This is a genomic window from Nonomuraea maheshkhaliensis (assembly GCF_039529435.1).
Classification (GTDB): Bacteria; Actinomycetota; Actinomycetes; order Streptosporangiales; family Streptosporangiaceae; genus Nonomuraea; species Nonomuraea maheshkhaliensis.
Genome location: NZ_BAAAMU010000024.1, coordinates 1 through 17286 on the forward strand (window position 1 = coordinate 1; position 17286 = coordinate 17286).

Genomic DNA, 17286 nt, shown 5'->3' on the forward strand with positions numbered 1-17286 from the left:
CTGCCGGTGGCGACCTCGCGCCGCCGTCCCGTCTCCGGGTCGACGAGCGTCAGGATCCCCACGTCGGGCAGGCTCAGCTCGCGCGGATCGACCACCTCCACGGCCAGCAGCTGGTGCCGGGCGGCGAGCGCGCGCAGCGGCTGCTCCCAGGTCGGCGGCGGGTCGAGGAAGTCCGAGACGACGACGACCAGGCCGCGCCGGCGCGCCGTCCGGCCGAGCTGGTCGGCCGCCACGCCGATCAGCGGCTCGCTCACCCCGGGCTGGGTGCGCGGCAGCGCGAAGGCCGCCTGGAGCAGCGCCATCAGGTGCGGCCGGCCCGTCCTGGCGGGCAGCGCCTTTACGCCGCCGCCGTGCAGCAGGTGGACGCCGATCCTGTTGCCGGTCCGCTGGGTGAGGAAGCCGATCGCGGCCAGGGCCGACAGGGCCAGCTCCCGCTTCTCCATCGCCACGGTGCCGAAGTCCATGCTGGCGGTGGCGTCGAGCAGGGCCCAGATCTCCAGCTCCCGGTCGGCGACCAGGTCCCTGACGTGCGGTTCGTTCGTGCGGGCGGTGACGTTCCAGTCCATCCGCCGCACGTCGTCGCCCGGCTGGTAGGGCCGCGACTCGGCCGGCTCGCTGCCCGGACCTGGCACCAGGCCGAGATGTTCGCCCTGGAGAAGTCCATCGAGTCTCCTGGTGATCGTCAGTTCGAGCCGGCGCAGCGCGGGCTCGGCCATCAGGTACGGCCTCATGCCACGGCCTCCTGCTGCGGGGCGATGACCGGCATCGGCACGGCCGCGAGCACGCGGTCCACGATCTGCCGGGGCATGACCCCGTCGGCCAGGGCGTCGAAGGAGAGCACGAGCCGGTGTGCCATGACGTCGTGGGCGAGGTCGCGTACGTCCTCGGGCAGCACGTACTCGCGCCCGCGCATGAGCGCCAGCGCCCGCCCGGCCGCGAGGAGGCCGAGCGTGGCCCTGGGGCTGGCGCCGAAGGCCAGCAGCCGGTCCACGTCCTGGACGCCGTAGCGGCCGGGGTCGCGGGTGGCGTAGACGAGGCGGACGGCGTACTCGGCGACCGCGTGATGCACGAAGACCTCCTCGGCCCGGCGCTGCAACGCGACGACCTGCGCCGGGCCGAGGATGTTCTGGGGCACGGGCGGGTCCACGCTCATGCGGTAGACGATCGCCAGCTCCTCCGACTCGCTGGGATGGTCCACGTCGATCTTCATGAGGAAGCGGTCCCGCTGTGCCTCGGGCAGGTGGTAGACGCCCTCCGACTCGATCGGGTTCTGGGTGGCCAGCACCAGGAACGGATCGGGCACCCGGTGCGTGACGCCGCCGATGCTGACCTGGTGCTCGGCCATGATCTCCAGCAGCGCGGACTGCACCTTCGCCGGCGCCCGGTTGATCTCGTCGGCGAGCACCAGGTTGACCATGACCGGGCCGAGCTCGACGTCGAACGACTCGGTGGAGGGCCGGTAGATCCGGGTGCCGATGATGTCGGACGGCACCAGGTCCGGCGTGAACTGGATGCGGGCGAACGTCCCCCCGACCACGGTGGCCATGGTCTCGGCGGCCAGGGTCTTCGCGATCCCGGGAACCCCTTCGAGCAGGCAGTGCCCCTTGGCCAGCACCGCGACGAGCAGCCGCTCGACCATGTGGTCCTGGCCCACGATCACCCGCTTGACCTCGAACAGGGCCCGTTCGAGCAGCGCCTGGTCCGTCATGGCCGCAGGCTTCCGTAGTGGCAGTCGTCCATGACGACCCGCAGCTCCAGAGCGGTCGGCTCCGGATCGGCGAACGCGGCGCTCCCCGTCGTGAACGACGTCATGAGCAACGCGACGGCCGCGAGAACCACCAGAGCGAAACGTGATGTACGCATTGGATTCCTCGTCCCTCGTATCGGCTTACGACGAATGTCATCAAGAGACCGCGAAAACCCGCGTAACCGCCGCCTTTACACGATCTTTCGGTCTCTCACCGCAGGAAACGGCCACCCCCTGAGCGGAGGTGGCCGTTCCGTGTGGTGCTCAGCCGATCAGCCGTTCAGCAACGCGGCCGCTCAGCCGATCAGGTACCGCAGGATCTTCCGCAGTGACGCACTACGCGCCGCGTCGCTGCCGAGCTGCTCCAGCCCGAAGCCGAGCAGCACCGTGTCCTTGGTGGTCACGGCCGCCGTCCGGTCGGCGGAGGCGCGGACGAAGTCGCCGCCGCCGGTCGGGCTGCCCGCCGGAGGACCGGGGGTCGCCCAGGCGCCGAGCCCGGTCTCGAAGCCCTCGGCCTGGGTGGTGCCGCCGGTCGTGGTCAGCCGGGTGTCGTCCACGAACGCGCCGACGCCGCCGGTGGCGGGGTCGGTCACGTAGCTGATCGACACCTCGACCTGCTGCCCGGCGTAGGCGGACAGGTCGAACGCCACCTGCTGCCAGCCGCCCGAGTCGCCGGTGAACCGGTTCCAGGACCCGCTGCTCCCCGCGGGCTGACAGGGGTTGCCGCGGGTCAGGTAGTGCTCCAGCCACGGGTGCTCGTCCAGGTAGAAATCGGCCTCGCACTCGGACGGGACGCCGGTGTCGGTGCCGCCGTTGAGGTCGGGCAGCGTGGTCCAGTTCTCCTGGCCGACCGTGTGGGCCTCGACGATGACGTTGTCGTAGCCGGGCTCGGTGTCGAAGGAGAGCTGGAAGGCCAGCCGCGGCTGCTGCGCCGCCGTCACGGAGCCCAGGTCGATCGTCCTGGTCAGCCGCATGTACGAGTCGTCGGCGTGCGGCCCGGCCATGTACCAGGCGCCTTCGACGGGGTCGAACGGTCCCGGGGCGCCGAGCGCGTAGTCGGCGGCCGGGGTGCCGGTGAACCTCGGGAAGTCCGCGCCCATGGGGAACAGCACGCCCGCCTCGTCCACCGGGTTGTCCACCGTGGCCGGGCCGCCGAACGTGCCGCTGGTCCCGGCCAGCGGGCCGGTGCCGGTGAAGCCGCTCGGGTTGGCCCGCGGCAGCCGTCCGGCCAGGCCCATGTAGTACTGGGTGAAGTCGTCGGCCAGCAGCAGGCACTCGTCGAACAGCCCCTGGATGGTGGTGACCACGCAGTCGCCGTCAGGGTCGCCGTCGATGCCGTAGTAGATGCCGCCGACGATGGTGTCGAGAATGCCGTAGTACGCGGCGGTCTCGCCGGTGTAGAGGAGCTTGCCCCCCTCGTTCAGGTAGTCGCGGACGGCGATGGTCAGGTCCTGCTGCGAGCGCTTGACGTCGGCGTCCGGCAGGTCGCCGAGCGGGGTCACAGTGACCACGTCCTGCTGGTCCATGGACAGCCGGTTGTCGCCCAGCTCCCACACCACGCCCTTGAAGTGCGACAACACGCCGAGGTGGTGCGGCACGCCCTGGGCGTCCACGTCCCACGTCTCCGAGGAGTACCCGGCGGCCTGGAGGGCCTGCTTGTACCGGGTGGCGTACTTGGGCGCCGTCACGCTGTCCGGATAGTCCGGGTTGAAGCCGGTGTAGTCCTCGTTGGCCAGCACCAGCACCTTGGCCGACGGCTTCTTGGCCAGCCGGTAGGTGAAGTGCTCGCTGGAGACGACGCCGGCGCCGGGCTTGACGCCCTGGAACCAGACCTCGACCCGGTCACCCGGTCGCGCGCCGGTCACGGTGGCGCGGTACTCGGCGAAGTACAGGTCGTTCTCGCCACCGTAGCGCTCGCCGCCCTTCCACTCGCTCAGCGGCTTGACCCGCGCGGGGCCGCCGTTGATGCGGTAGCGCAGCACCTTGTCGCGCAGGGACCGGCGGGCGGTGACCGCCACCGGCTGCGGGTCGCCGTACGAGACGGAGAAGGAGTCGGGCTGGAAGTCGGGCACGGTGCGCCCGACCACGGAGACCGGCCTGTCGGGAGTGTGCACGGACTTGGCCGCGGCCAGCGCCAGCGGCACGTTGCGCAGGAACTCGTCCTGGATGAGCGCCTCGCTGTCGGGGAAGGTGAAGCCGAGGCCGCCCGCGCAGTCCGCCAGCGTCCACTCGTCGTTCGGGTCACGCTCGACGGCGTCCTCGCAGGTGGACATCTCGGGCGTGATGGACATGATCTTCCGCACGTTCGTCATGTGCCCGTCGAGCTCGCCGTTGGTGGTGTAGAGCTCGGCGCCGATGTCGGGGTCGTAGCCCTGGACCGCGGGGTTGGCGTCATCGCCCAGCAGGGCCTCGAAGATCAGGTCGTCGGGCGACGGGGTGGCCTGCTGCCAGCCGACCCCGTACAGCAGCAGCATGGCGGCCGAGTGGTAGTTCAGCAGGTACGTGAACCGCACCCGCTTGGCCAGGTTGTCCAGCGCCACGGTCTCGGGCTCCGACTGGGCGGCGGCACCGCGGTAGGTCTGGCTGGAGACGAGGCTGGAGGAGCCCTCGTCGTCGTAGCGCCACTTGTAGGAGAAGTTGCGGTTGAGGTCCACGCCGTCGTTGCTGGTGAGCTGCCCGTCGCCGTCGTTGTCGCGCAGGTTCTTGCGCCACAGACGGTTGTCGGGGGTGAAGGTGTAGTCGTAGCCGTCGGGGTTGGCGACCGGCAGGAACCACAGCTCGGTGGTGTCGATCAGCTTGGTCAGCTCGGCGTCGGCGCCGTAGCCGTTGAGGAAGTGGTGCAGCAGGCGCCGCACCATCTCGGGCGTGATCCACTCGCGGGCGTGCTGCGCGGCCGCGTACAGCATGGCCGGGCGCTTGCCGTCGCCCAGGGTCCTGGCGTTCCTGGTCACCTTGATCGCGGTGATCGGCGTGCCGTTGAGGCTGTTGCCGAGGTCGACGACCTTGGCGATGCCCGGCTTGGCGTTGGCCGCCGCGACGATCTCCTCGCGGATGCCTCCGGCGCCCGCGTACCGCTTGAAGACCCCGTCCGCCTGGAGTGACCGGCGGGCGGCGGTGTTCTGGGCGCGGAGGGTGACGCCCTGGCCGGCGAGGGAGTCGGCCAGCGCGGAGGCCAGGATCACCTCGACGGTGACCTTGCCGTCCGCCCGTTTGACGATCCGCATCTCCTCGCGGTCCACGCCCGCGGCGACCAGCTTGGCCAGTTGGCCGGCGGTGAGCTCACCGCTGTAGACGAAGACGCCGTCGGGCCCGCTCTGGGGTGGTTTCGGCACCGCCGAGGCGGGCGGGATGGTGAACGAGCCGAGTAACAGAAGCATGCCGGCGAACATGATCAGTGCGCGCTTCATCGCGCCTCCGAAGAGTCAGCCCCCGAATTGCCGCAAAGGATGCCCGCAATGTCCGCGTTTGCCGGGGGACTTGTCAATCATGACGGCCACATCCGGTCAAACATTTGACGACTTGGCCCGCAGCACACTCTCGCCCGGACGGACGGCGCGACCGGAACGCGGCGCACACGCCGACGGGCCGCCCACCGAGAAGTCGGCGAGCGGCCCGTCAGGTCAAGCGTGGATCAGTCGTTGAGGTGCTGGCGAAGGTAGGCGTCCACCCCGTCGATGGAGATGCGCTCCTGGGCCATCGAGTCACGCTCGCGGATGGTCACCGCGTGGTCCTCAAGGGTGTCGAAGTCGACCGTGATGCAGAACGGCGTGCCGATCTCGTCCTGGCGGCGGTAGCGGCGGCCGATCGCGCCCGCGTCGTCGAACTCCACGTTCCACCGGCGGCGCAGCTGGGTGGCCAGGTCGCGGGCCTTCGGCGAGAGGTCGGCGTTGCGCGACAGCGGCAGCACCGCGGCCTTGACCGGCGCGAGCCGGTGGTCGAGCCGCATGACCGTGCGCTTCTCCAGCACGCCCTTGGCGTTGGGCGCCTCGTCCTCGCTGTAGGCGTCGAGCAGGAACGTCAGCGTGGCGCGGTCGACACCGGCCGCCGGCTCGATGACGTAGGGGACGTAACGCTCGCCCGTGTCCTGCTCGAAGAAGCTGAGGTCGGTGCCCGACGCCTTGGAGTGGGCGGTCAGGTCGAAGTCGGTGCGGTTGGCGATGCCCTCAAGCTCGCCCCACTCCGAGCCGGTGAAGTTGAAGCGGTATTCGACGTCGACCGTGCGCTTGGAGTAGTGGGAGAGCTTCTCCTTGGGGTGCTCGTAAAGGCGCAGGTTGTCCTTGTTGATGCCCAGGTCGGAGTACCAGCGGAAGCGCTCGTCGATCCAGTACTGGTGCCACTCCTCGTCGCTGCCCGGCTTGACGAAGAACTCCATCTCCATCTGCTCGAACTCGCGGGTGCGGAAGATGAAGTTGCCCGGCGTGATCTCGTTGCGGAACGACTTGCCGATCTGGCCGATGCCGAACGGGATCTTCCTGCGCGCCGACTGCTGCACGTTGAGGTAGTTGATGAAGATGCCCTGCGCGGTCTCGGGCCGCAGGTAGGCCAGGCCCGACTCGTCCTCGACCGGGCCGAGGTAGGTCTTGAGCAGGCCGCTGAACTGCCGGGGCTCGGTGAAGGTGCCCTTGTTGCCGCAGTTGGGGCAGGTGATGCCGGCCAGGCCGCCCTCGGGCTCCTTGCCGTTCTTCTCCTCGTAGGCCTCGATGAGGTGATCGGCGCGGAAGCGCTTGTGGCAGGACAGGCACTCCGTCAGCGGGTCGGTGAAGGTGTCGACGTGGCCGCTGGCCCGCCACACCTCGGGGGCCAGGATGACGCAGGAGTCGAGGCCCACCACGTCGTCGCGCGACTGGACCATCGACAGCCACCACTGCCGCTTGACGTTGTTCTTCAGCTCGACGCCCAGAGGACCGTAGTCCCACGACGCGCGCAGTCCGCCGTAGATCTCGCTCGACGGGTAGACGAGCCCGCGGCGTTTGGCGAGGCTGACGATGGTGTCCATGACGTCGGTGCGTCGTGCCATTTGGTTGGTTCTCTTTCCGGCTGGAGGTCGGCGAGTGAAATCGGTGAGATCCCAGCTTAGGGGACGGGCGCCGCTCTCGCGCGCGACTGGGGCTATGCCCCGTCGCGGAGGTAGACGTCCTCGTACGCGCTGGGTTCATGGACCATGAGGATCATCAGCGGATACATCACCATCCTGGACGCGGAAAGCGCTCTGCGGTAGAACCCCGCGCCCTCCCATTCCGACACCAGCGCCCATAGATTGGGCTCGTCCACCGAGCGGGCCAGCCTGCCCCGCTGGTAGCCCGGCTGGGTGGCGAACGTGTCGAGAATCGTGTGGCCCTGCTTGACGAAGTCCTGCGACTGGGACTCTGGGACGGTGTATCGGATCACGGCGAGCACCCGACCAGCCTAAAGGCGCTCATCCCCCATGGCGCCCCATCTCCCGTAGGCTCTGGATGTGGCCCCTCAGAACAAGCGCGGCGGCAAGCGTCCCATCCCGCAGGGCGAGCAGTTCTTCACGCCCGGCGCGACCGGCCTGCGCGCGGCGGTGGAGCGGCGCAGCGCCGTGCCGATGACGTTCCTGTTCACCCAGGTGCCCCGGTGGGTGGCGCCGGTCCTCCTGGTGATCCTGCTGCTGGTCGGGTTCGCCGTGGCCAATCCGCTAGGTGGCGTGGCCGTGCTGCCGGTGCTCGCGTTCATCGGGTGGCTGGCCTACCTGTCGTGGCCGTCCCTGGGGGTGGGCGGCAAGCTGTTGCGGGTCGCCATGCTGACGTTTCTCGTCCTGCTCGTGGCGACCCGCTTCGGGGCCTTCTGAGCCCGTCAGCCCGTCTCTGAGCCTGCCCGTCAATAATTCCGTGTCACGGGAGCAGGGTGTAGTGGGGGAAGTTGCCCGGCAGGCGCTCGGCCTCGCCGTCCCCGCCGCTCGTGGCGGCGCGGACGAGCAGGTCGCCGCCGACGAACGCGCCGCGCCACGACGCGCCGAGCCCGCCGAAGAGCTCCTCCCTGTCCCCGCGCGAGCGCGGCCTGTTGTGGCCGACCTTGAACGCGCGGATCTCGGGCGCGAGCCGGGCGAAGGTCTCCTCCCGCTCGCAGGACAGGGTGGCCACCAGCGCGCCGTTGCTGGCGTTCATCGCGGCCAGCAGCTCCGCCTCCGTGTCCACCAGCACGATCGTGTCGACCGGGCCGAACGGCTCGGCGTGGTGGAGGGGTGAGGAGGGCGGCGGGTTGAGCAGCGCCGTCGGCGCAAAGTAAGCGGAAATATCCTGTCCGGGGAGGAAGTGTCCGGACTCCAGGGACGCCCGATGGATCGGCACGCCGCCCCTGGCCACCGCCTCGTCCACCTGGTCGGCCAGTTCCTTGGCCTTCGAGGCGTTGACCAGCGGCCCGAAGTCCAGCTCAGGCAGCGGGTCGTCCGGATCGGCCACCGCCAGCGGATGCCCGAAGCGCAGCGAGCCCACGGCCTGGAGGTAGGCGGCCAGGAACTCGGGGAAGAGCGAGCGCTGCACGACGAAGCGCGGGTAGGCGGTGCAGCGCTGCTTGGCGTAGTCGAAGGACGCCCTGATCTGCCTCGTGAGCAGGTCCCAGTCGCCGTACTCCCACACGCCCCAGCAGTTGAGCCCCTCCTGCTCCAGCACGTGCCGGCGGCCGAGGTCGGCCAGTGAGGTGGCCACCTTGGCCCCGGCGTCCCTGCCGCCCACGAACGAGACGCACCCGAGCGAGCGCCCGGCCACCAGCGCCGGCGACAGCTCCGCCCCTCCCCCGCTCACCAGCGTGAACGGCAGCCCCTCACGGACGGCCAGGGCGCAGGCCAGGGTGAGGCAGCACAGCCCGCCGTCGGTGGGCGTCTTGGCGATCACCGCGTTGCCGGCCAGCGCCTGGATCAGCATGGCGTGCATGAGCACGCTCATCGGGTAGTTCCAGCTCGCGATGTTGCTGACCGGTCCTGGCAGCGGCACCCGGCCCTCGACCATGCGGTCGATCTCGCCGACGTACCAGCGCACGCCGTCCAGGCAGCGGTCCACGTCGGCGCGGGCCGTCTTCCACGGCTTGCCGATCTCCCAGACCAGCAGCAGGGCCAGCAGGTCGCGGTGCGCCGCCATGGACTCCACCGCCGCCGACACCATCGCCTTGCGCTCGGCGAGCGGCAGGTAGCGCCAGCGGTTGTGCTCCTCGACGGCGCCCGCCACCGCGCGGCCCGCGCCCGCCCGGTCCAGCCGGGGCAGGCCGGCGATGGCGGTGCCGTCCAGGGGCGAGAACGCCGGCACCGGGCGTCCGTCGCGGTGCCAGATTCCGCCCCAGTGGTTCAGCACCCGGTCGTCGTGGAAGGCCTCGGGGGCCGCCGAGCAGCACTGCTCGTAGGCGTCCCGCCAGGATGTGCCCGGCTTGAGCCGCATGTGCATCCCTCCTCAGTCGGACCAGTCGGCGGTGATGAGCTCGGGCAGCGGCTCGAACTCCTTGATCGCCTCCAGGGACGGGCCCATGGCGGCGTTCGCCTCGCGTTCGACCATCACCTCGACCAGCACCGGCAGCCGCTCGCGCGCCGCCTCCGCGCTCGCCCAGGCCAGCGCGTCGCGGATGTCGCCGGGCAGCTCGACCCGGCGCGCCGGGCAGCCGAACGCCTCCATGGCCTTGACGTGGTCGATGCCGCCCTCGCCGTAGTGCAGGTCCACGGCGTAGTTCATGTCGTACGGAATCTCCGCCTGCCTGATGAGCCCCAGGTACTCGTTGTTGATCATGACGATGACGAACGGGATCCGGTACTGCGCCGCCACCGCCACCTCCTCCATCAGGAACTGGAAGGAGTAGTCGCCGACCACCGCCACGACCTGCCGTTCCGGATGGGCCAGCTTGACCCCCATGGCGGCCGGCACCTCCCAGCCCAGCGGCCCGGCCTGCCCGCAGACCAGGTAGCGGCGCGGCAGGTACGTCGTCTGGAACTGGCCCGACCAGATCTGGTAGAGCCCGATCGCGGTGACGAACGTGGTGTCCCTCGGGAAGTAGTCGTTGATCTCCTTGAACACCCTGGGCGGCTTGATCGGCACGTCGTCGAAGTCGTCCCTGCGCCCCAGCGTGCCGCGCAGCTCTCCGACCTTGCGCACCCACTTGCCCGCGTCGCGCGGCTCGCTCCTGCGGCGGGCCTCGTCGCGCAGCGCGGCCAGCACGGGCCTGGCGTGGCCGACGACGCCGAGATCGGGCTGGAAGACCCGGCCGATCTGCAACGGGTCGATGTCCACGTGCACGAACTTGCGCCCGCGCCGGTAGACGTCGAGGTCGCCGGTGTGCCGGTCGCCGAACCTGGCCCCCACGGCGAGGACCAGGTCGCTCTCCAGGAACGCGGCGTTGCCCCACCGCGTCTGCGTCTGGATACCGGCCATGCCGGCGAAGAGCGGGTGGTCCTCGGGGAAGGCGCCCTTGCCCATGAGCGTCACCTGCACGGGGATCTGAAGGTGCTCGGCCAGCGCGCGCAGCTCGTCGCACGCCTCGGCGCCGATCACGCCGCCGCCGGCCAGGATGATCGGCCGCCTGGCCTCCTCCAGCAGGTCCATGGCCGCGCTCACCGCCCTGGGCAGCGGCTGCGGCACCTCGACGGGCAGCGGCGCGTCCACGTCGGGGTCGTACAGGCACAGGCCGCGCTGGACGTCGATCGGCAGGTCGATGAGCACGGGTCCCGGCCGGCCGGAGCGGGCCCGCCTGAACGCCTCCCTGAACACCCACGGCGCCTGCGCCGGCTCCTTGAGCTGCACCGCCCACTTGGTCACCGGCCGGGCGATCTCCACGATGTCGACCGCCTGGAACGCCTCCTGGTGCAGCTTGGAGGTCATGGCCTGCCCGGTGACGCAGATCATGGGGATGGAGTCGGCGAGCGCGGTGTAGAGACCGGTGATCATGTTCGTGCCCGCGGGGCCCGAGGTGCCGATGCAGACGCCGACGTTCCCCGTGACCCTGGCCCACCCGTCGGCCGCGTGGGTGCCGCCCTCCTCGTGCCGTACGGTGATGTGCCGGATCGAGCTGTTCTGGAGCGCGGCGTAGAGCGGCAGGATGGCCGCGCCGGGGATGCCGAAGACGGTGTCCACGCCCTCCGACTCCAGCACCGACACCACTGCCTCCATGCAGGGCACCTTCTTCATCCGTTCAGCCTTTCGATCACCTTGAGCAGGGCGGAGTGGTCGAGCGAGCCGTGGCCCTGGGCCCTGGCCGCGGCCACGAGCTGGGCGACCTGGCCGGTGAGCGGCAGGCTGACCCCGGCCTCGCGGGCGGCGGCGACGGCGATGCCCATGTCCTTGTGGTGCAGGTCGATGCGGAATCCTGGGGCGAACTCCCGCTTGAGCATGGTGTGCCGCTTGAGGTCGAGGATGCGGGAGCCGGCCAGGCCGCCGGCGAGCACGTCCAGGCCGGGCCCCGCGTCCACCCCCGAGGCTTCGAGCAGCACGATCGCCTCCGCCACCAGGCCGTAGATGCCGCCCACGACGAGCTGGTTGGCCGCCTTGACGGTCTGGCCCGAGCCGGCGGGGCCGACGTGCACGACGGTGGTGCCGAGCCGGCCCAGGACGGGCGCGGCGGCCTCGAAGTCCTCAGCCTCGCCGCCGACCATGATCGACAGGGTGCCGTCGATCGCGCCGCGCTCGCCGCCGCTCACGGGGGCGTCCAGCGCCCGTACGCCGGCCGCCTCGGCCCGCAGGGCGACCTGGCGGGAGGTCTCGGGCCTGATGGTGCTCATGTCGACGTAGAGCAGGTTGGGCTTGCCGTACTCGACGACGAGCGGGGCCACTTCCTCGACCTGGGGGGAGTCGGGGAGCATGGTGATCACCACGTCGGCGCCCGCGACCGCGTCCACGACGCCGGTGGCGGGCTTGCCGCCCAGCTCCGCGAGCTGTTCGACGCGGGCGGCGCTCACGTCATAACCGGTAACGACATATCCGGCTTTGAGGAGGTTGGCCGCCATCGGGCTGCCCATGATCCCCAAGCCGACGAACCCGATGTTCATTCCTGCCTCCAGTCGAACGCGTCCGGCCCCTCGTGCCGGTACTCCAGGCCGACGTGGCCGCGGTAGCCCGCCGCCTCCAGCCGGGCGAGGATCTCCGGGTACGGCATGTCCCCGGTCCCCGGCCGTCCCCTGCCGGGGTCGTCGGCGATCTGCACGTGCCCGAAGCGCGCGCTGTGCCCGTCGATGAGCGCGAGCACGTCCTCGCCCATCCGGTGCAGGTGGTAGAGGTCGGCCAGGAAGGCCACGTTGGGCCGGTCCACCTGGTCGATCAGCTCGAAGGCCGCCTGCGACGAGGTGATCGGATAGTCCGGGTTCTCGTAGGAGTTGAGGGCCTCGACCACCACGGTCGCGCCGATGCCCGCCGCCGCGTCGGCCGCTCGGCGCAGGTTCGCCACGGCCAGGTCCCTGTCGGTGCCGGGGTCGTTGCCGTACAGGGCGTTGAGCACCGTGCAGCCCAGCTCCCCCGCGAGCCGGACCGCGACGTCGATGTTGGCCTGGAAGCGGGCCGAGCCGCCGGGCCTGGCCAGCAGGCCGCGCTCGCCCGCCGCCATGTCCCCGGCGTCGAAGTTGAGCCCGGTCAGCCGCACGCCGGCCTCCTCGATCGCGCTCCTGAGTGCGCCCAGCTCGGCGGCGCCCGGATCGGGTGAGTCGAACGGCCACCACAGTTCGACCGCGTCGAACCCGGCCTTGGCCGCCGCCGCCGGACGTTCCAGCAGCGGCAGGCCGGTCAGCAGGATGGAGAGGTTGACGTCGAAACGCACCGCGCTCACGTCCCGGTCCCGCGCGGCACGCGGTTCAGCTCGGAGCGCATCAGGCGGGCCGTCTCCGAAGGGGTGCGCCCGACGCGGACCCCGACCGCCTCCAGCGCCTCCTTCTTGGCCTGGGCGGTGCCGGACGAGCCGGACACGATCGCGCCCGCGTGCCCCATCGTCTTGCCCTCGGGGGCGGTGAACCCGGCCACGTAGGCGACCACGGGCTTGGTCACGTTCGCGGCGATGTAGGCGGCGGCCCGCTCCTCGGCGTCGCCGCCGATCTCGCCGATCATCACGATGGCGTCGGTGCCGGGATCGTCCTGGAACGCCTGAAGGCAGTCGATGTGCGTGGTCCCGATGACGGGGTCGCCGCCGATGCCGACGGCGGTGGAGAAGCCGAGGTCGCGCAGCTCGTACATGAGCTGGTACGTCAGCGTCCCCGACTTCGAGACCAGCCCGATCCGCCCGGCCGAGGTGATGTCGGCGGGGATGATGCCGGCCGACGACTGGCCGGGGCTGATCAGGCCGGGGCAGTTGGGCCCGATGATCCGGGTGCGGCCGCCGTTCGCCAGGGCGCGGAAGCGCACGGCGTCGTGCACGGGCACGCCCTCGGTGATCACCACGCAGAGCGGCACCTCGGCCTCGACCGCCTCCTGCACGGCCGCGGCGGTGAACCGGGGCGGCACGAAGATCACCGACACGTCGGCCCCGGTCTCCGCGACCGCCGCCGCGACCGAGCCGAACACCGGCACCGTCCGCTCGCCGAAGTCCACCGAGGTGCCGCCCTTGCCCGGCGTCACGCCGGCCACGATGTCGGTGCCGGCGGCGAGCATGCGGGCGGTGTGCCGGGTACCCTCCGCGCCGGTCATGCCCTGGACGAGCACCCGGCTGTCCTTGGTCAGAAAAATCGCCATTTACGCACCTGCCGCGAGTCGAGCCGCCGTCTCGGCGGCGCCGTCCATGGTGGAGACCTGGCGCACCGCCGGGTGCCGGGCGTCACTGAGGATGCGCCGGCCCACCTCGGCGTTGTTGCCGTCCAGCCGTACGACGATGGGCCTGCCGTGGCCGCGCTCGCCGAGGAGTTCGAGCGCGGTGACGATGCCGTTCGCCACCGCGTCGCACGCCGTGATGCCGCCGAAGACGTTGACCAGCACCGAGCGCACGTCGGGGTCGGCCAGGATGATCTCCAGCCCGTCGGCCATGACCTTGGCCGAGGCGCCACCGCCGATGTCGAGGAAGTTGGCGGGGTCGGCGCCCGCGCCCGCGACCACGTCGAGCGTGCTCATGACCAGCCCGGCTCCGTTGCCGATGACGCCGACGGTGCCGTCCAGCTTGACGTAGTTGAGCCCCTTGGCCCTGGCTCGGTCCTCAAGGCTGTCCGTGCTCTCCTCGTAGCCCTCCCACGCGTGCCGGAAGCCGGCGTTGTCGTCCACGGTGACCTTGCCGTCGAGCGCCACGATCCGCTGGTCGGTGGTGCAGATCAGCGGGTTGACCTCGACGAGCAGCGCGTCCTCCTCGACCAGCACCCGCCACAGCTTCTCCAGCACCTCGGCCGTCTGCTCGGGCAGCCCGGCCTTGGCCGCCAGCAGCCTGGCGGTCTCGGCGTCCACGCCCGTCGCCGGGTCGATCGGCAGTCTCACGATGGCGTCGGGGTCGGTGGCGGCCAGTTCCTCGATCTCCATGCCGCCCTGGGCCGACACCATGGCCAGGAACGTGCCCTCCGCCCGGTCCACCAGGAAGGCGGCGTAGTACTCCTCGAACGGGACCGTCGCGGCCTCCACCAGCACGCGGCGCGCGATGTGCCCCTTGATGTCCATTCCGATGACGCGATCGGCTTCCGTGGCGGCCGCGGCCGGGCCCGCCGCCGGTCTGATCCCGCCCGCCTTGCCCCGCCCGCCGGTCTTCACCTGGGCTTTGATGACCACGGGCGCGTCCAGCTCCGCCGCGATCTCGCCGGCCTGCGCCGGAGTGGTCGCGATCGCGCCGGCTGGTACGGGGATCCCGTGACGCCCGAAGAGCTCCTTCGCCTGGTACTCGTACAGGTCCATTCGAGCCTCCTTTGTAGACGGTATACCGTATGGAGTATCCTTCGTCTAGGGCCTCGACAGGGGTCGGTCGGCGGGATATTCCATACAGTATGGAGAATGCAATTAAGGATTGGCGGGGGCGTTCGTACTACCCCGGACCCGTCCCGGCCGACCGTGCCCGCATGTTCGGGCTGGCCCTGGCCGCCATGGCGGCCATCGCGCCCCTGCAGTACGGCTACGCGGCCCTGCTCGCCCGTGACGCCGGCGGGCTGACCCTGCTGGCGGTGTGGATCGCCTGCCAGGCCGCCGGCGCCCTGCCCGCGCTCCACCTCGTGCGGCGCGGGCGCCTGAGCGTCCGGGCGTGCCTGGCCGCCGGCGCGGGCGGGAGCGGCCTCGGCCTGGCCATCGCCGCCCTCACCACCCCCGGGCCCGCCGCACTCATCGGGTACGCGCTGCTCGGCGGGCTCGGCGGGGGGGTGGTCTCTGGGGTGTGCGGTCGCGACCGCGACGAGGCCGGCCGTCCACCAGGCGTTCCAGCGGCGGCGGGCTGGTCTACGGGGTCTGCGGCGAGGTCGTCTCCTCCTGGTATCCCGAGCGCCCGGCCGCCCGGGTCGGCCTGATCACCGGCGCCTTCGGCTACGGAGCCGTGCCGCTGCTGCTCTGGACCGGGATCGCCCCCGGCGCCACGTCCGCCGCCTTCCTGGTCTGCGCCGTGCTCGCCGCGGCCGTCGTCGGCCTGGCCGCCTGGCACCTGCGGCTTCCGCCGGCCCGCTGGTGGCCCGGCGACGTCGATCCGCGCAGTCACGCCCTCGACGCCGCCCGGCTGCGCACCAGCCCCGAGGCGGTCAAGCAGTTCGGGCTGGCCCAGGCGGTGCGCACCCGTACGCTGCCGGCCCTGGCCCTGCTGCTGACGTGCGCGGGGGCGGTGTCGGTGTTCGACGTGATCGTCGTGGCCGGCACGGGCGCGTGGGGCGCGCTGGTCCTGCTCGTGGCGCTGAACGGCGCGGGGCGCTCGGTGGCGGTGCGGGCGTCGGAGCGGTTCGGCCGCCGCCGCGTGCTGGCCGGCGTCTTCGCCGCGCTCGCGCTCGGCCAGATCCTGCTGGCCGTGGCCGTCCAGAACGCGTCAGTGCAAGGGACGACGTCGGCGGGCAACCCGCTGCTGTGGCTCGGGGCCGTCGCCGCGGGGCTCGGCGGTGGCGCGTTCTATCCCCTGCTGGCCAGTCTCGTACGCGAACTCTTCGGCACCGAGCGGGCCACGGAGATCCACGCTGTGGTCTACAGCGCCAAGGCCGTGGCCGGAGTGGTGGCCGCCGTGCTGGCCCTGGTCGCGCTGGCCGCTCCCGGCGCCGCCCTGCTGGCCGCCGCCGCGCTCGCGGCCCTGCCGGCCCTGGCCACGCCCCGGCTGCGCATCCCCGGCCTGCCCGCCACCATCCCCTTCTGAGGCCCCCTCTGAGGTCTTCGGTGAATTCCCCCTAAAATCCCCCCGTTATATCCCCCTGTGATGAGTCTCACGACCATGGAGAACCCCTCCACGGTATGCTGTAGGCAGTCGACCAAAAACCTTAACTTGTCCTGGAGACGTGTCCCATGTTGCTGTCGGATCAGGCCGGTCAGACGGCGGCCGCCAAGATTCCCCGCCCGACGACGCTCCGCGAGAGCGTCATCGAGGCTATCCAAGAGCTCATCGTCTCCGGCCAGCTCAAGCCAGGCCAGCATCTCGTCGAGAGTGAGCTGGCCGAGCTGCTCGGCGTCTCCAGGCAGCCGGTCCGCGAGGCGTTGCAGCAGCTCAGCGGCGAGGGATGGGTCGATCTCCACCCGGGGCAGGGCGCGTTCGTGCACGTCCCGACGGTGGAGGAGGCCGACCAGTTGCTCGCCGTGCGCACGCTGCTGGAGACCGAGTCCGCCAGGCTCGCCGCGCAGCACGCGGGCGAGGAGGGCGTCAGGCGGCTGCGCGCGCTGTGCGCGCGCGGCATCGCCGCCGTGCAGTCCGACGACGTCGACGACGCGGTGGCGACCAACTCCGAGCTGCACGCCCTGGTCACGGACCTGTCGGGCAACAAGGTCCTGGCCGAGCTGGCCGCCCAGGTGGCCAGGCGGGTGCGGTGGTACCACACGCCGGTGGCCCGCCAGCGCGGCATGGCGTCCTGGGACGAGCACACCGCGCTGATCGACGCCATCGAGGCCGGTGACGAGCGCACGGCCGCCAAGATCATGCGCGATCACACCGAGCACACCCGGGCCTCCTACATGGAGCAGCGGGAGGGCGAGCCGGCGGAGCCGGCGCCCAAGCCCGTACGCAGGCGCCGCCCGCGCCGCCTGGGCTGACCCCTCTGTGCCGGTCCCACCAGGACCGGTGGGAGCTCTCGGGTGGTCCCGTCCGAGCCGACCCGGCTTGGACCGGTCCCACCCGGGGTTCGAGCTGCCGGGAAACCTGCCGCCCGGAACCACGCCGTCCGGGGGTCGACCAGCGGTTTCCGGGTTTTGACACGGCGTTCACGTAAGTCCACATGCTCCGAAACACCTCGGGTAGAGGGTGGAGCTGTTACCGAATGGAGGTGCACGACATGAAGGCGTTCATCCGCTTTCTCTTGGGTGATCCCCTGGGCCAGTCCGCGGACGGCGGGACCATCGGCGCCGGCCTCAGTGCGGCGCTCAGGAAGCACTACTCCGCGCAGGACGCGGAGCACTACCTGCGCCGGTGGAGCGCCGAGCGGCACGACGTGCGCGACAACACGCGCCGCTGAGCGGCCATGTCGGGCACGCATGCCGATGAGCCGC

16 protein-coding genes are annotated in these 17286 nt (G+C 71.1%); 4 read left to right on the forward strand and 12 right to left on the reverse strand.

The genetic code is table 11. The features are described 5' to 3' along the window. The 6 genes from ABFX54_RS18245 to ABFX54_RS18270 form a co-directional block, all read right to left on the reverse strand. The coding region (locus ABFX54_RS18245; RefSeq protein WP_346106266.1) for a DUF58 domain-containing protein at positions 1-731 on the reverse strand (731 nt) is incomplete at its 3' end. Beyond that, on the reverse strand, positions 728-1708 hold the full coding sequence (locus tag ABFX54_RS18250) for an AAA family ATPase (protein ID WP_346106267.1): 981 nt from the start codon (positions 1706-1708) through the stop codon (positions 728-730). The genes ABFX54_RS18245 and ABFX54_RS18250, both read right to left, overlap by 4 nt. Beyond that, positions 1705-1863, reverse strand: coding sequence for a hypothetical protein (locus tag ABFX54_RS18255; protein ID WP_346106269.1), 159 nt, complete (start codon positions 1861-1863; stop codon positions 1705-1707). Before ABFX54_RS18255 ends, ABFX54_RS18250 begins: the two co-directional genes overlap by 4 nt. 180 nt (positions 1864-2043) lie before the next feature. Continuing rightward, positions 2044-5154: a M14 family metallopeptidase gene (locus tag ABFX54_RS18260; RefSeq protein ID WP_346106271.1), complete on the reverse strand. Its 3111-nt coding sequence runs from the start codon at positions 5152-5154 to the stop codon at positions 2044-2046. Between the two features lie 224 nt (positions 5155-5378). Next, positions 5379-6764 carry a glycine--tRNA ligase gene (locus ABFX54_RS18265; RefSeq protein ID WP_346106273.1) on the reverse strand — a complete coding sequence of 462 codons (1386 nt, stop codon included), beginning with the start codon at positions 6762-6764 and terminating at the stop codon, positions 5379-5381. A gap of 92 nt (positions 6765-6856) precedes the next feature. Next, positions 6857-7144, reverse strand: coding sequence for an antibiotic biosynthesis monooxygenase family protein (locus ABFX54_RS18270; protein ID WP_346106274.1), 288 nt, complete (start codon positions 7142-7144; stop codon positions 6857-6859). A gap of 58 nt (positions 7145-7202) precedes the next feature. Here ABFX54_RS18270 and ABFX54_RS18275 point away from each other — a divergent pair, with 58 nt between their 5' ends. After that, positions 7203-7559: a DUF6703 family protein gene (locus tag ABFX54_RS18275; protein WP_346106276.1), complete on the forward strand. Its 357-nt coding sequence runs from the start codon at positions 7203-7205 to the stop codon at positions 7557-7559. A gap of 43 nt (positions 7560-7602) precedes the next feature. On the opposite strand, the gene ABFX54_RS18280 is transcribed toward ABFX54_RS18275, so the two are convergent. Genes ABFX54_RS18280 through sucC form a run of 6 tightly spaced genes read right to left on the reverse strand, consistent with a single transcriptional unit; the run spans position 7603 to position 14529 of the window. Then, on the reverse strand, positions 7603-9144 hold the full coding sequence (locus tag ABFX54_RS18280) for an aldehyde dehydrogenase family protein (RefSeq protein WP_346106278.1): 1542 nt from the start codon (positions 9142-9144) through the stop codon (positions 7603-7605). Positions 9145-9150: 6 nt separating this feature from the next. After that, positions 9151-10872 carry a glyoxylate carboligase gene (gcl, locus tag ABFX54_RS18285; protein ID WP_346106279.1) on the reverse strand — a complete coding sequence of 574 codons (1722 nt, stop codon included), beginning with the start codon at positions 10870-10872 and terminating at the stop codon, positions 9151-9153. After that, on the reverse strand, positions 10869-11729 hold the full coding sequence (locus ABFX54_RS18290) for an NAD(P)-dependent oxidoreductase (protein WP_346106281.1): 861 nt from the start codon (positions 11727-11729) through the stop codon (positions 10869-10871). Before ABFX54_RS18290 ends, gcl begins: the two co-directional genes overlap by 4 nt. Further along, entirely contained in the window at positions 11726-12499 is a 774-nt protein-coding gene (locus ABFX54_RS18295; protein ID WP_346106283.1) for a hydroxypyruvate isomerase family protein, read from the reverse strand. Before ABFX54_RS18295 ends, ABFX54_RS18290 begins: the two co-directional genes overlap by 4 nt. Further along, positions 12496-13395 carry a succinate--CoA ligase subunit alpha gene (sucD, locus tag ABFX54_RS18300; protein ID WP_346106285.1) on the reverse strand — a complete coding sequence of 300 codons (900 nt, stop codon included), beginning with the start codon at positions 13393-13395 and terminating at the stop codon, positions 12496-12498. Before sucD ends, ABFX54_RS18295 begins: the two co-directional genes overlap by 4 nt. After that, positions 13396-14529, reverse strand: a complete 1134-nt coding sequence (sucC, locus tag ABFX54_RS18305) for an ADP-forming succinate--CoA ligase subunit beta (RefSeq protein WP_346106286.1) — start codon at positions 14527-14529, stop codon at positions 13396-13398. A gap of 469 nt (positions 14530-14998) precedes the next feature. Between sucC and ABFX54_RS18310 the strand changes: the two genes are divergently transcribed. The 3 genes from ABFX54_RS18310 (at position 14999) to ABFX54_RS18320 (ending at position 17252) form a co-directional block, all read left to right on the forward strand. Further along, entirely contained in the window at positions 14999-15949 is a 951-nt protein-coding gene (locus ABFX54_RS18310) for an MFS transporter (protein ID WP_346106288.1), read from the forward strand. A 146-nt stretch (positions 15950-16095) separates the two neighbouring features. Next, complete coding sequence (locus tag ABFX54_RS18315) at positions 16096-16833, forward strand: GntR family transcriptional regulator (RefSeq protein WP_346106290.1); 738 nt, start codon at positions 16096-16098, stop codon at positions 16831-16833. 239 nt (positions 16834-17072) lie between these two features. Further along, on the forward strand, positions 17073-17252 hold the full coding sequence (locus ABFX54_RS18320) for a hypothetical protein (RefSeq protein WP_346106292.1): 180 nt from the start codon (positions 17073-17075) through the stop codon (positions 17250-17252). Positions 17253-17286 lie beyond the last annotated feature (34 nt).